The organism is Demetria terragena DSM 11295 (assembly GCF_000376825.1).
In the GTDB taxonomy this organism is placed as follows: Bacteria; Actinomycetota; Actinomycetes; order Actinomycetales; family Dermatophilaceae; genus Demetria; species Demetria terragena.
Genome location: NZ_AQXW01000003.1, coordinates 200,441 through 213,527, shown reverse-complemented (window position 1 = coordinate 213,527; position 13,087 = coordinate 200,441). Strand labels below are relative to the sequence as shown.

Annotated in this window: 13 protein-coding genes and 1 other RNA gene; 5 read left to right on the top strand and 9 right to left on the bottom strand. The window is 65.2% G+C overall.

Annotated elements, in window-relative coordinates; all coding sequences use genetic code 11:
• Nucleotides 1-36 precede the first annotated feature (36 nt).
• Complete coding sequence (locus F562_RS0102900) at nt 37-1,125, top strand: P1 family peptidase (RefSeq protein WP_018155425.1); 1,089 nt, start codon at nt 37-39, stop codon at nt 1,123-1,125.
• Here the strand turns inward: F562_RS0102900 and F562_RS0102895 are convergent.
• Both F562_RS0102895 and F562_RS0102890 read right to left on the bottom strand, forming a co-directional pair.
• Nucleotides 1,073-2,125, bottom strand: a complete 1,053-nt coding sequence (locus F562_RS0102895) for a DUF695 domain-containing protein (RefSeq protein WP_018155424.1) — start codon at nt 2,123-2,125, stop codon at nt 1,073-1,075. The genes F562_RS0102900 and F562_RS0102895 overlap by 53 nt on opposite strands.
• An 18-nt stretch (nt 2,126-2,143) precedes the next feature.
• Entirely contained in the window at nt 2,144-3,901 is a 1,758-nt protein-coding gene (locus F562_RS0102890; protein WP_018155423.1) for a DEAD/DEAH box helicase, read from the bottom strand.
• Nucleotides 3,902-4,013: 112 nt separating this feature from the next.
• Here F562_RS0102890 and F562_RS0102885 point away from each other — a divergent pair, with 112 nt between their 5' ends.
• Entirely contained in the window at nt 4,014-4,319 is a 306-nt protein-coding gene (locus tag F562_RS0102885) for a DUF3039 domain-containing protein (RefSeq protein ID WP_156822517.1), read from the top strand.
• A gap of 40 nt (nt 4,320-4,359) precedes the next feature.
• Nucleotides 4,360-5,610 carry a glycoside hydrolase family 15 protein gene (locus F562_RS17865; RefSeq protein WP_018155421.1) on the top strand — a complete coding sequence of 417 codons (1,251 nt, stop codon included), beginning with the start codon at nt 4,360-4,362 and terminating at the stop codon, nt 5,608-5,610.
• 5 nt (nt 5,611-5,615) lie between these two features.
• On the opposite strand, the gene F562_RS0102875 is transcribed toward F562_RS17865, so the two are convergent.
• The 6 genes from F562_RS0102875 to F562_RS0102850 all read right to left on the bottom strand — a co-directional run bounded on the left by F562_RS0102875 (nt 5,616) and on the right by F562_RS0102850 (nt 11,269).
• Nucleotides 5,616-6,182 carry a YqgE/AlgH family protein gene (locus F562_RS0102875; RefSeq protein ID WP_018155420.1) on the bottom strand — a complete coding sequence of 189 codons (567 nt, stop codon included), beginning with the start codon at nt 6,180-6,182 and terminating at the stop codon, nt 5,616-5,618.
• Between the two features lie 44 nt (nt 6,183-6,226).
• A complete protein-coding gene (locus F562_RS17860) occupies nt 6,227-7,597 on the bottom strand; it encodes a DEAD/DEAH box helicase (protein ID WP_342661913.1) in 1,371 nt (456 codons plus the stop codon).
• 898 nt (nt 7,598-8,495) lie between these two features.
• Nucleotides 8,496-9,923, bottom strand: coding sequence for an NAD-dependent malic enzyme (locus F562_RS0102855; protein WP_018155416.1), 1,428 nt, complete (start codon nt 9,921-9,923; stop codon nt 8,496-8,498).
• Nucleotides 9,924-9,928: 5 nt separating this feature from the next.
• Complete coding sequence (locus tag F562_RS20710) at nt 9,929-10,162, bottom strand: hypothetical protein (protein WP_156822491.1); 234 nt, start codon at nt 10,160-10,162, stop codon at nt 9,929-9,931.
• Between the two features lie 92 nt (nt 10,163-10,254).
• Nucleotides 10,255-10,623, bottom strand: a transfer-messenger RNA (tmRNA) gene (gene ssrA, locus F562_RS20485).
• 82 nt (nt 10,624-10,705) lie between these two features.
• A complete protein-coding gene (locus F562_RS0102850) occupies nt 10,706-11,269 on the bottom strand; it encodes a maleylpyruvate isomerase family mycothiol-dependent enzyme (protein ID WP_018155415.1) in 564 nt (187 codons plus the stop codon).
• Between the two features lie 163 nt (nt 11,270-11,432).
• Between F562_RS0102850 and F562_RS0102845 the strand changes: the two genes are divergently transcribed.
• Both F562_RS0102845 and F562_RS0102840 read left to right on the top strand, forming a co-directional pair.
• Nucleotides 11,433-12,248: a helix-turn-helix domain-containing protein gene (locus F562_RS0102845; RefSeq protein WP_018155414.1), complete on the top strand. Its 816-nt coding sequence runs from the start codon at nt 11,433-11,435 to the stop codon at nt 12,246-12,248.
• Nucleotides 12,249-12,298: 50 nt separating this feature from the next.
• Nucleotides 12,299-12,526 carry a biotin/lipoyl-containing protein gene (locus F562_RS0102840; RefSeq protein WP_018155413.1) on the top strand — a complete coding sequence of 76 codons (228 nt, stop codon included), beginning with the start codon at nt 12,299-12,301 and terminating at the stop codon, nt 12,524-12,526.
• Here F562_RS0102840 and smpB read toward each other — a convergent pair.
• Nucleotides 12,510-13,007, bottom strand: coding sequence for an SsrA-binding protein SmpB (gene smpB, locus F562_RS0102835; RefSeq protein WP_018155412.1), 498 nt, complete (start codon nt 13,005-13,007; stop codon nt 12,510-12,512). The two genes, F562_RS0102840 and smpB, sit on opposite strands and share 17 nt — an antisense overlap.
• Nucleotides 13,008-13,087 lie beyond the last annotated feature (80 nt).

The following is a 13,087-nucleotide window of genomic DNA, read 5'->3' as shown; positions in this document are numbered from 1 at the left end:
GGACGCCACGGTAGCCGGGCCTACTACCGTGACTACGTGAACTTTGCAGGAGACCGGTCGGACCTCGCCTCGGCCCTTCGCCATCGGACCGCTCTAGGCCCCACCGATGGGGTGACTGACGTGCCCGGTGTCCGCGTAGGCCACCAGGACGTACGCACCAGCCCCGACGTCGTCTCGGGCGTCACCGCGGTGCGGTTCGACCAACTCGGCGCGGACCGACGCACGCTTCCGGCAGCTATCGCGGTGGGCAACGGCCACGGCAAACTCATAGGCGCGACCCAAGTGGCCGAACTCGGATGTCTTGAGACGCCGATCGTTCTCACGGCCACCCTGTCGACGTTCTTGGCGGCCGACGCACTCACCGGATGGGTTTTGCGCCAGCCTGGATACGAGGACACCGTCACGCTCAATCCCCTTGTTGCTGAATGCAATGACTCCTGGTTGTCCGACATCCGCGCCCGCGCCGTGACCACGGCACATGTCGAGCAGGCGCTCGAATCCGCAACTGCGGAACGGCCAGCCGAAGGCGCCATTGGCGCAGGCAGCGGCATGGTCTGTATGGGCTACAAAGGTGGTATCGGTACGGCCTCCCGCACCACCGAGATGGCCGGCTCCCCCGCCACCGTTGGTGCGCTCGTTCTGACCAATTTTTCCGGGTCATTACGCGTAGGAACCCAGGACTTCAAAGCGGCGCAGGTCCTCGGGCCGGGTGGGCCAAACGACGCGCACGGGGACCGTCCGGCGAGCAATGCGCCTCATACACAGGGCAATTCGTGCATCGTCCTGCTCGTCACCGACGCACCCATTGACGCACGCCAACTCGCACGGATCGCGCGCCGCGGAGTGTTTGCGTTAGGTCGAGTGGGCGCGTCGTACTCCCATGGGAGCGGCGACTATGGCATCGCCGTTTCCACCGCCGAACCAGCACCTGCTCTCGCCGATCACCTACTAGACCCGTTGCTCACCGCAGCGCTGGAGGCTGCCGAGGCCGCGCTGGTGTCCTCACTCCTGGCCGCAGAGACCACACCGGGCAAGGCTGGGCGTACTGCCCATGGCCTCCCGCGCGATGTCCTTAGCCGCGCAGATGCTGAACAGCCGACCAGCCCGGGTCATATTCGTCCGTGACGCGGGCCTTGCCGTCCCAGCGCTTCGCCACCTCGCGCACGGCCGCTAACGCCCCGGAGCGAGAGTCGACATAGACATGCAGTGCGCGCAGGCCACCCGTGGTTTCGTGACCCACCACGCGACCCTGCTCGCCGACGGCCTCGTCTAGGTCACCCTGGAGACGTTCCAAAGTGGCCTGGCCCTTGGCGTTCGGCAGGCCGTTCGGTTCCTGATCGGAGTACTGCGCTTCCACCCGGGCATACCGATCGAGCAGCGGCCACTGGGCCGCGGCCAGCGGTATCTGAGCCGCCGCCGTCACCGGGCCTAACGGACTCTCGCCGCTGAACTGCGCCCACAGCGGTTCACCGTCAGGAGAGGTGAACTCGGCCGCGAGATCACGGACCACTGCCCGCAGACCGGACAAGCCGAATCCGTCCAGCGGTGGTACTTCACTAGGCGTGAGTTCCCCGATCCAGGTCTCGGTCTGCTTCTCGCCCAGCGTTTGATCCAGCAGGACGAACAGCGTCAAGGCTCGGTCGTCAGCAGAGACCTCGGCGAGGCCAGGATGGTAGAGGGTCACATCGACGCGGGAGCCAGAGCGGCGGACACCAACCTGCGCCTGGGCACCGTCAATGTTCAGGTCTCCCAAGACCACTCCGATGTCCTCGATGGCGCCGCGCGCGGGCCGCGAGTCGCCATAGGACCAAATGGGATCGGTCTCAGGTGCAGCAAGCAACCAGCGGCGGGCCGTGGCCCGCAACTCAGGGTTTCCCTCGGCCGTGACGATCAACTGATGCACTGACTCTGATCCTGCAGCGGTCTCCCACATCAGACCATCGCCCATCGCCTCCACCCGCGAGCGCAACCCGTCGAGCACCTCACCGTCAGGGATTCCTTGCCCGGCGACCTGGGCCCACTGGTGGGCGCCTTCCCGGTTCCACCACTCCCAGAAAGCCACCACGGCCTGATCTGGGGGCACGTCCGCGCCGGTGTCGTTCTTGCGTCTGCCGAAGATAGCCACGCCGCTATTCTCCCAGGCCTACTTGCGGCCGACGAACCACTTCCGGATCTTCTCGATCCGAGCGGTGACCTGGTCGGTGCTCGCCCGATCGAGGGTAGGCCCGCCGCACGTGGTGCGCAGGTCGTGATGGATCGTGGCATGCGATCGGCCCGACTTGCGGGCATAGGCGGCCACCAGCGCGTTGAGCTCCTTGCGCTGTGCGGCGAGCGCTCGATGCGCAGCCATCGGAACGTCGTCGTTGCGCCGCCGCTTGCCGCTGTCAGCCTGCTTGGTCTGCCGCTCTCGCAGCAGGTGACTCACCTGGTCGGGTTCAAGAAGTCCGGGCAGCCCGAGATAGTCCTTCTCGTCCTCGCTGCCGACCTCGGCGCCCAGACCGAATTGCTGCGAATCGAACAGCACGTGATCGAATTCGGCAGCTGACTCCAGCGCCTCAAACGGCAGGCTGTCCTGATCGGCAGAGGCGCTCTCAGCACGATTGGCCTCGGCAAGCAATGTCTCTTCCTCGGCCCAAATGGCGTCCTCCCCCGTCGGTCCGGGGCGATCCAAGGCGTGGTCGCGTTCCTTCTCGAGGGTCGCGGCATGCTCCAGAATTTGGGGCACACTCGGGAGGAACACCGAGGCCGTCTCGCCCCGCTTGCGGGCGCGAACAAACCGACCGACTGCCTGCGCAAAGAACAAGGGCGTCTGCGTGGACGTCGCATAGACCCCGACCGCGAGTCGCGGGATGTCGACGCCTTCGGAGACCATGCGTACGGCCACCATCCACCTGGCAGTCGATTGAGCGAATTCCTCAATGCGAGAAGACGATCCGGCGTCGTCGGACAGCACCACGGTGGGCTTCTCACCGCTCAGCGCCTCGAGGGTTCGGGCGTACGCACGAGCTGCCGTCTGATTGGACGCGATCACCAAGCCGCCGGCGTCATCGACGTGACGACGCACTTCGGAGAGCCGTTGATCAGCGGCCCGCAACACCGAGGGAATCCACTCCCCCTTGGGATCCAAGGCGGTACGCCAAGCAGCGGCGGTCGCGTCTTTGGTCATGGGCTCGCCCAGCCTGGCCGCGATCTCGTCGCCGGCCCGGGTGCGCCATCGCATACTGCCGCCGTAGGCCATGAAGAGCACCGGTCGCACGACGCCGTCCTGGAGCGCCTCGGAGTAGCCATAGGTGTAGTCACTCGCGGAACGGCGGATGCCGTCCGGCCCCTCGTCGTACCGCACGAAAGGAATCGGGTTGGTGTCTGAGCGGAAGGGCGTGCCGGTCAGCGAGAGTCGCCGGGTCGCCGTATCGAACGCCTCCCGCAGGCCGTCGCCCCACGACCGACTGTCGCCGCCGTGGTGGATTTCGTCCAAGATCACCAGGGTGCGTCGTGCCTGAGTCCGCGCTCGATGCAGCGCCGGGCGACTCGCGACACCGGCATAGGTCAGGGCAACGCCGTCGTAATCGGCGGCATGCTGCTCTTGTGCATTCGTGAATTTCGGATCGATATGGATCCCGACCCGGGCCGCGGCATCGGCCCACTGTGTCTTGAGATGCTCAGTGGGCGCGACGATGGTGATCTGCTCGACCACCTCGGAGCGCAGGAGTTCGGCGGCCACCCGCAGAGCGAAGGTCGTCTTGCCGGCTCCCGGTGTGGCCACCGCCAGGAAGTCACGGGGCGCTTCTCGGCTATAGATCTCCAGAGCCTGTGCCTGCCACGCGCGCAACTTGCTTGCGGTGCCCCACGCAGCACGACCTGGGAATGCCGGAGGAAGGTGCGAAGCGGCCGAGGTAGACATCGCGGGCCACCTTAGCCAGCAGGACCGACGACCCAAGAATCCACCTCACCCTGGTGGATTGACCTGGACCGGGAATGTGTGTGGGAAACGCGAACTAGACTCCTGCCTCATGATGTCTTCGGCCGATGACCCTAGTCAGCCCGGATCCCCGCTCTCCGACCCGGGCCGAGAGACCACCACGGCAGTCTTGGAGCGGGAGCAGGTCGAGGAGAAGACCCAGGAACCGGGCGACCACGAGCGATTTTCCCACTACGTCCGTAAAGAGAAGATCCTGGAGAGCGCATTGTCGGGAGATCCGGTGACCGCCCTCTGCGGCAAGATCTGGGTGCCGGGTCGCGATCCGAAGAAGTTCCCGGTATGCCCGATTTGCCAGGAGATCTACGAGGGCCTTCGAGCCCCACAAGACGGCGGCGACTGAACGTCCGGATGTTGTGTTGCCATCAGGCGTAGGTCATTCGGTGAATCGCCGCGAGGTGCTGGTTTTCGGCGCGGCAGGCGTCGGGCTTGCGGCGAGCGCGGCAGGCGGCACGTGGCTTCGCCAACGCAGCCGGACCGAAGTCGACTTGCACGCGCACACCGTGGCTTATGCCACTGAGGACAAGCGTGTCCTCGTCACCGATCCGGCTCTGCTAGAAGCAGATTCACGGGTAGCGGAGGGTCCAACAACCGAGCGCCCGCGTGAGCGAATGACGGCCTTTCTTAAGGCCGCGGAGCCCTGGCTGGACACCGTCCCCGGACGATACGTGGACCTCGCGCGCAATGCCCTGCTGGACCTGTGGATCCTGAGCGATGATTTGCCAGCCGCAGTCGCTGGTTGGTCTCCGCCGTGGCGTTATGTCTGGCCGCGCGATGCGTCCTTCTGCGCCGCAGCGCTCGCGCGGGTGGGACACCTTGACTTGGCAGTGGGCCAACTGCGCTATCTGCAGCAGGTGCAGCTCTCCGATGGATGGTTCGAGGCCAGGTACGTACCAGGGACCGCCGATCCACCGGACGGACGCGAACGGCAGTTCGACGGCACGGGACTGGTGACCTGGGCCATCGCCGACGTACGACGCTCCGCCAGGCGCTACAAGCGCGACATCGATGACCAACTTCAACCCCTACTGAATCGGTCCTTCCAAGCACTGAGCAAGGCGACCGATGGTGGCCGCGCGCTTCCGGCAGCTTCGCCCGACTTCTGGGAGGTGCCAGAAACTCGCACCACCATCGGGGTGGCGGCGTGCACTCTCGGCGGGCTGGTGGCTGGAGGCGAGTTGCTCGGTCAGCCGGAGCCCGGCCAGCGATTGGCGTCGGTTATTCGAGGTTCCTTCGGCGCCAACGGTTTTCAGCGCTACACATCGCACGGAGGACCCGATGGTGGGTCGGCATTCTTCGACGCTCTGGGAGTACGAGGGCTGATGACTTCCGGGCAACTCCGGTCGGTCCGGCGCGCTCTGCTCAAACCGGCTGGCGGCATCTCGCCGGGCGCGTCGTGGAAGCGCGATGGGATCAGTTGGACCCCAGCGACGTCTCTCCTCGGGTTGGCCATGGCCCGCGCTGGCGACCATCAGGGTGCGCGCGAAATCCTCGACTGGATTGACGACCATCGCACCGAGTGCGGGTCGATACCCGAGAAAGTCGTCTACGACGGTTCACCCGCAGCGGAGGCGCCACTGGTGTGGAGTGACGCCAACGTCCTACTCACCCTGGATGTGTTGGCACGGTCGTAGCCACATCAGTTCATCGACGGATCGGCCGGGAAGGTCGACACCAGCGCGAGACTGCTGTGCTGTCGGCGCAATACGCCAGCCCAGAGCCCGTCTGGATCGTGGGTGAAGGCGTCGGCCGCCTCGGCTTCGACGACGAACCACATGCCACGGCGGATCTCGCCCTCGAGCTGATCCGAGCCCCAGCCGGAGTAGCCCGCGAAGATGCGCAGTGCATTCACCTCAGGCATCACCACGACAGGTGGGGCGTCGAGGTCGACCAGGCCGACTGCCCCAAACAGTCGCTTGATCCCCAATGACGAATCGTCCCCGGGGACAGCGGCGAGCGCCAGCGCTGAATCGAGCTGGACCGGCCCACCTTGAAACAAGGTTTGGGGTGCGGTGACATGGTTTCGCCAGCCCGGAAGCACCACGTCGACGTCGGCGCGCAGGGGCCGGTTCAACACCAACCCGTGCGCGCCCTCGTCATCGTGGTGCAGGACGAGAATGACACTGCGCGCGAAAACATCATCCTCGTCGACCTGGTCATCCGGCCGAGGGACGGCTATGAGCAGCTGTCCAGTCAGATCGTCCACGGGACCATCCTTACCCGCCGAGCCACTGAGGTCCAGGAACGGGCCTACCGTGGTGTACGGGGACCGCGGTCTTCGCCACGGCGACGATCGCCATAACTTCCACCACGGCTGCCAGAGGGGCGTCCGCCACCCTGACGGCCACCGCGATAGCCACCACCACGATGTCCACCGCCGCCTCCGCCGCGAGGTCCACCACCGCTGCCACCTCGGTAGCCGCCGCCACCGCGAGGGCCACCACGCCCACGACGCGGGTTGATGAGTTGCTCTAGATCCGCATCGCTGATCGGGCCAGCCGTGGGCGTACTACCGCCAGCCTCGGCGATGACCTCATCGCCGGGCCGAGCCTTGCGCAGCGTCGCGCCGGTTCCTGCGTCATCGAGCAACCGCTGCACGGTGCGACGCTGGTGCGGCAGGGCCAGGGTCACCACGGTGCCGCTCTCTCCGGCGCGCGCGGTCCGACCCGCACGGTGCAGGTAGTCCTTGTGGTCTGCTGGCGGGTCGATCTGCAGCACGACGCCCACGTCGTCGACGTGGATCCCGCGCGCCGCGACATCCGTCGCGACCAGAACGGGGACCTTACCCTCCTTGAAGGCAGTCAGCACCCGGTTGCGCTGGCTCTGGTTAAGCCCACCATGGAGTGCGGCAGCGACAACGCCCTGCTCGCGAAGTTCGCCCGCGACCCGGTCTGCACCGAGCTTGGTTCGGCAGAACACGACGGTGCGCCCCTCGCGGTTGACGACTTCGGCCGTCACGACCTTCTTGTGCTGGGGCTCGATGAGCAGCGCGTGGTGCGCCATCGTGGCGATGCTGGCAGTGCCGTCATCGGTCGAATGCGTCACGGGGTCAACGAGATAGCGATCAACGACGGTGTCGATGCCGCGGTCGAGGGTGGCGGAGAACAAGAGACGCTGGCCGCCCTCGGGGATGGCGTCGAGGATCTCGGTGATGGCCTCAAGGAAGCCCATCTCCGCCATGTGGTCGGCCTCGTCGAGGATGGCGATCTCAACCCGGGACAGGTCGGCCGCGCCGCGCTCCATGAGGTCGATGAGACGCCCCGGGGTGGCGACCAGGAGGTCGACGCCACGGGAAAGTGACTGCAATTGAGGCTCGTACGGCATACCACCCGCGACGAGTTTGTGTCGCAGGCCGATGACGTGCACCAGCGGCATGAGGGCATCGCTGACCTGCATCGCAAGTTCGCGTGTCGGGCACAGCACAATCGCCCGAGGTTGGTGCGGACGCGCCTTGCCCCCCGCGGCCAGCAACGCCAACGTGGGCAGTCCGAAGGACAGAGTCTTTCCGGAACCTGTGCGCCCACGGCCGAGGACGTCGCGGCCAGCGAGGGCGTCGGGAATGGTCGCGACCTGGATCGGGAACGGCGCCGTGATGCCATCTCGAGCAAGCCGCTCGACCATGACGTCGGGGAGCCCGAGGTCGGCAAAGCCGTTCGCACTCAGGTCAACTGGGGCCTGCTCAACGGGCTTGACCACTGGCGTCGTGGTTGCGGGACGCTCGCTACGTTCTTCACGGCGGTCGTCGCTGCGACGCTCATCACGACGGTCGTCGCGGCGCGGACGCTCAAACCGATCCGCACGAACCGGACGGTCACCACGATCATTGCGACGCTCGTCGCGACGGTCATCACGGCGGTCATCGCGGCGCGGACGCTCAAACCGATCCGCACGAACCGGACGGTCACCACGATCGTCACGGCGGTCGTCGCGACGCGGACGCTCAAACCGATCCGCACGAACCGGACGGTCACCACGATCATTGCGGCGGTCGTCGCTACGACGGTCGTCACGACGATCATCGCTACGGCGGTCATCGCGACGGTTGTCGCGGACTTGGCTGTTCTCCCAGCGGCGTGCCCCCCGCGGCTGATCCTCACGACGCTCAGTGCGATCCGGCCTGCGGTTGTCCTGCCTACGTTCATCACGGCCACGGTCGTCCCGGCGGCGGTCATCGGAACCCGACGCGGCGGAGGGACCTCGGCGGGGCTTGACCTGCTTGCGCACTTTGGCGCGCTGTGCTTCGAGTTTCTGGGCTCGGGTCCAGCGCGCCTTCTTCGGGGCAGCACTGTTCCCAGTACGGGCTGACTTCATGATGCAGTTCTCGTTTCGTCTCGCGGTGCGTACCGGCCGCGGTGTCGCTACGGAAGTGCAGCGCAATCAGGCGGCGTGGATCTCGGCGCTCACTACGGAAGACATGACGAAAGAACGCAAGATCAGATGGTCGGTTTCTACATTCTAACTGCGGAACCGCCCGCTGGAAGAATCCAGCGGGCGGGACGTTCGTCACATACGTGACGGCTCAGCTGGTCGACCCCGAACTTTCGGAGGCGGTCATGTCGGCTCTCGCCGCCGCCTCGACCGCGGCCGCGACGTCCTGCGACAGATTGCGATGGAAGACGCTCGGGATGATGTAGGCGGCATTGAGTTCGTCATCGGGTACCGAATCAGACACGGCCTTGGCCGCGGCCAACATGACCTCATCCGAGACGCCGCTCGCCGCTGCGTCAATCAGCCCGCGGAACACACCGGGGAAGACCAAGACGTTGTTGATTTGATTGGCGAAATCGCTGCGACCGGTCGCGACAACTGCTGCGTACTTGGCCGCCTCGCCCGGGTCGACTTCGGGTGTCGGGTTGGCGAGCGCGAACACGATCGCATCCTTGTTCATGGTCTGAATATCGTTGCCATTCAACAAGTTTGGGGCAGAGACACCAATGAACACATCAGCGTCGCGGATGGCGTCCTGAAGGTTGCCACTTACCCCATCGGTGTTGGTGTGCTCAGCAATCCACTGCAAGTGCACGTTGTCGGAGGACACATCCTCGCGTCCGCTGTGGATGATGCCGTTGATGTCCGACACGAGGACATGCTGCGCACCTGCCAACATCAGCAACTTCAAGATGGCGGTTCCGGCGGCTCCCGCTCCGCTCATGGTGATGCGGACCTCGCCTAGGTCCTTGCCGACGACGCGTAGGGCGTTGCGCAGGGCGGCCAGGACGACGATTGCCGTGCCGTGCTGGTCGTCGTGGAAGACGGGGATCGCGAGTTCATCGCGAAGCCGCTCCTCAATCTCAAAGCAGCGCGGAGCAGAGATGTCTTCCAAGTTGATGCCGGCGAAGACGGGGGCGATCGCTTTCGCGGTCGCAATGATCTCCTCGGTGTCCTTGGTGTCCAAGCAGATGGGGAAGGCGTCGATGCCGGCGAACCGCTTGAACAGCGCTGCCTTGCCTTCCATGACGGGCAACGCTGCGAGCGGACCGATGTCGCCGAGACCCAGCACTGCCGTTCCGTCGGTCAGGACAGCCACGGTATTGCGCTTGATCGTCAGGCTGCGGGCGTCCGCCGGGTTCTTCGCGATAGCCATACAGACACGTGCGACACCGGGCGTGTAGACGAGGCTGAGATCGTCACGGTTCTTGATCGGAACCTTGGAGTTGACTTCAAGTTTGCCACCGAGGTGGGACAGGAAGACCCGGTCGGAGACTTTGCCGATCTCGACCCCTTCAACCGAGCGCATGGCTTCGACGATCTCGTCCCCGTGGTCACTGTCCCGGGTGCTCAACGTGACGTCGACCTGCATCCGCTCGGCCGAGGATGACGTGATGTCAAGTGCGGTGAGCACACCGCCTGCACGTTCAACTGCACTGGAGAGTTCGCTGACGGCCGTGGGACGGGCGGGCAACTCGAGGCGGACAGTGATCGAGCTGGAAATCGACGGGTTGCTCATAACCTTCATTCTCTCGAACTCTTCGGGACGGTAACTCCTCGACGAACTCGGTCGCGGCGCAGGAGGAGTAGGACAAGTAGAGCAGGTATGGCGACGAACCCGCCCAGGAGGACGGCAAATGACCATCCGGCGATCCATCCCAGGAGGGCAAGGGCCAAGCCAAGAAGGAACCAGAGGACACCGTCGCCGCGGGCACGTCGGTCGCCGCGTTCGGTCCATCCGGCGGGATCTAAAGTCACGAATCGATTGTGTCAGCGCGAGTGCTGAACTCGGCCCCGCCTCGCGGCGTTTCGCCGGGCAGGAACGCAAAAACAGTGTGACGCGCCCGAATTGGTGGAGGTGGCGGGAATCGAACCCGCGTCCGTTGACGGCGATAAAGGGCTTCTCCGGGTGCAGTGCGCTATGGCTTTTCTCGGCCCCGAAGCTCGCGCGCACACGTTCTTCGACAGGCCCAGTCGAGTAAGAGTCCCGCGATACCCCTCGACATGGCATCGCAGCAAGCTTCCTAGATGACGCCAGGAACTGAGCCGGAAGCTAGCTCAGACTGACGGACTTCGATCGCCTCAGGCGGCGAGAGCGAAGTCGGTGCGCTTTGAAGAGTCGGCACCTATTGGTTTTGCACGGATCGTTCGCGAGATGACCGTGCGTCCTCGACCCGCTTCCCCTGCATCGGCAATCAGCGTCGAAACCGATCACCCCCATGCTGGTACGGGCGCGTCACACTATTTAGTTGAACTGCAGCGCAGTCTACGGGGCATAACGCTCAAACGCGCCATCGTATTTCAGTTGGGCGGGGTCTGGTGCTCGACCGCAGCGCGACCCAGCTTTGCCAGGATGCGCTCCTGGCGGTCCGCGGTCGGGCCCACCTCACGCGCTGGCTTACAGATCCCAGCTCCATACAGGTGCTCGCCGAACCCCTCGACCGACCGCTCGAGCAAGTCGAGCTCGGCATCGCTGAATCGTTCGTCCTGGCCCGCCGACTGCGCCACATCCCAGCGGTGCACGACCAGATCGAACCCGTAGAACCGTGCCATGGTCTCGCCGACCGTGGTCGGCCCGAATGCGCCGTCGAATTCGCGTCCGGCGATGTTGGGGTCGGCGAGTGCTTCACGAACCCTTGCATCGTGCTCAGACCATGCCACCGTCGGATCGCAGAGTTCTGGCGCGGCTCCCAGGTCAACCTCCTGGGCGATAAGAAAATCACGCTGGGTTTCGACGATGTGCTGCAGGACATCACGAGCGTCCCACCCTTCGCAGGGGGACGCGGCGTCCCACTCGATGACGGATCGCACGGTGGCGTCGAAAGCGTCAGCGTGACAGGCGTACTCACTGGTTGCGGTGTCCATGGAACTCCTTCGGTCGGTGTTCCCCGAACGCTAGGCGGATCCCCCAGCCCGGTCTTGTCGTTTCCCGACGCGGTGGTGAGTTGTTGCGGCACGGATGTGTTACTTCGCGCCGAACCCGCCACAACCCACATCCTGCGCAACAATCCACCAGTACCGTGCGGGCATGAGCCCTGGCGAGGACCCTGTTGATCGTGCGCACCTACGCGATCCGACGGACCGATCGCACACCATCGCGCGCTACCCGGTCAGTACCGACCTCGATGCTCTCGCTCGCCGATTCTGGATCCCGACTTGGTCGGTACCACCTGGCCAGGAGGCCCCTCAGCACGTCCTGCAATACCCCGTCTGCCTCATCGTGATTGCGGATGACTACGCCCGCTTCTATGGAGTCACCTCTGGCCTCTCCGAGACGATCTTGCGCGGCGACGGGTGGGCGGTCGGCCTCATGCTGCAGCCCGCGGCGGGGCGGCTCGTCACCGGACGCAGTGTCGCCGAGTTGCGCGACACATACGTCGGCCTGACCACCATCCCCGGGTTCACGCCCACCGTGGTTGAGGACGTACGCGCCGCGATGGCGCCAGACCCGACCGCAGCGGAAGCACATAAGTCTGCGCGCGAGCGCATCGAGGCACAGGTGCGCGCGTACGGCCCTGTTGACGACGAGGGCCGTCTCGTCAACGACATCGTCGATCGCGTCGAGATCGACCAGCATGTGCTGCGGGTGAACGACCTCTGCGAGCGCTTTGAGATCACCGAGCGCAGTCTCCAGCGGCTGACCCGGCGTCGCCTCGGGCTGAGCCCGAAGTGGCTCATCCGGCGCCGCCGACTGCACGATGCGGTCAGCAGGCTGCAACGATCCGAGACTGATCTAGCCGGGCTGGCGGCCGACCTCGGTTATACCGACCAGGCGCACCTGACGCGGGACTTCCGGTCGGCCACCGGGCTGACCCCTGGGCGGTTCGCCGCGCGGTTCGGATGATCCCGCGCTAGGCTCGGCGCCGTTCAGTGGTCCCAGACCGGAGGTGCGTGATGTCCGAAGAAGTCGTGCGCGCACCATTCGCGGGATACGCCACGCTCGCGGTGCGCGCGGGTGATCAGGTCACTGCTGGCGACCAGCTCGCCGTCGTCGAAGCGGTCAAGTTGGAGGCGGCCATCCGCTCCCCCACCAGCGGACACGTTCGGGTGGCGATGCCCGACCCGCACGGTCAGGTCGAAGGCGGCCAAACCTTGCTATGGGTCGTCAACGACCGCGTTTGAGGTGGACCTGAATCGCTCGCTGAGCTTCACGGTCATCGGTGCGACGGCGCAGCGTTTCCCGCTTGTCGAATTCTCTCTTGCCCTTGGCCAGCGCGATCTCGACCTTGACGCGGCCGTTCTTGAAATACATCGACAGCGGGACCAGGGTGTGTCCGGCCTCTTCGCTCTTACGAATGAACTTGTCCATCTCGTGGCGATGCATCAGGAGCTTGCGACGACGGCGGGCTGAGTGATTCGTCCAACTGCCATTGAGGTACTCGGGGATGTTCACTCCCTCGAGCCACAGTTCTCCGTTTTTCTCACTGGCCCAGCCCTCGGTGATCGTGGCCCGCCCCATCCGGAGGGACTTCACCTCGGTTCCCATCAGCGCCAGACCGGCCTCGACGGTGTCCTCGATGAGGTAGTCGTGGCGTGCCTTGCGGTTGTTGGCAATCACCCGATTGCGTTGGTCCTGCTCCTTGGGCTTCTTTGCCTTGGCCACGGCTCCTCCTCTCGATCGTTGCTCAGCGGCGGTTCAGCGTACCTGCGTTAACGCCTGTGTTCGAACGACATTCCCGAGCG

Bases quoted from the DNA above. Each gene is read 5' to 3' on its own strand.
- F562_RS0102890 (WP_018155423.1), bottom strand. From the start codon at position 3,901: ATGTCTACCTCGGCCGCTTCGCACCTTCCTCCGGCATTCCCAGGTCGT.
- F562_RS0102885 (WP_156822517.1), top strand. From the start codon at position 4,014: ATGTCTTCGGCCGATGACCCTAGTCAGCCCGGATCCCCGCTCTCCGAC.
- F562_RS17860 (WP_342661913.1), bottom strand. From the start codon at position 7,597: ATGGTCGAGCGGCTTGCTCGAGATGGCATCACGGCGCCGTTCCCGATC.
- F562_RS0102855 (WP_018155416.1), bottom strand. From the start codon at position 9,923: ATGAGCAACCCGTCGATTTCCAGCTCGATCACTGTCCGCCTCGAGTTG.
- F562_RS0102850 (WP_018155415.1), bottom strand. From the start codon at position 11,269: ATGGACACCGCAACCAGTGAGTACGCCTGTCACGCTGACGCTTTCGAC.
- F562_RS0102845 (WP_018155414.1), top strand. From the start codon at position 11,433: ATGAGCCCTGGCGAGGACCCTGTTGATCGTGCGCACCTACGCGATCCG.
- F562_RS0102840 (WP_018155413.1), top strand. From the start codon at position 12,299: ATGTCCGAAGAAGTCGTGCGCGCACCATTCGCGGGATACGCCACGCTC.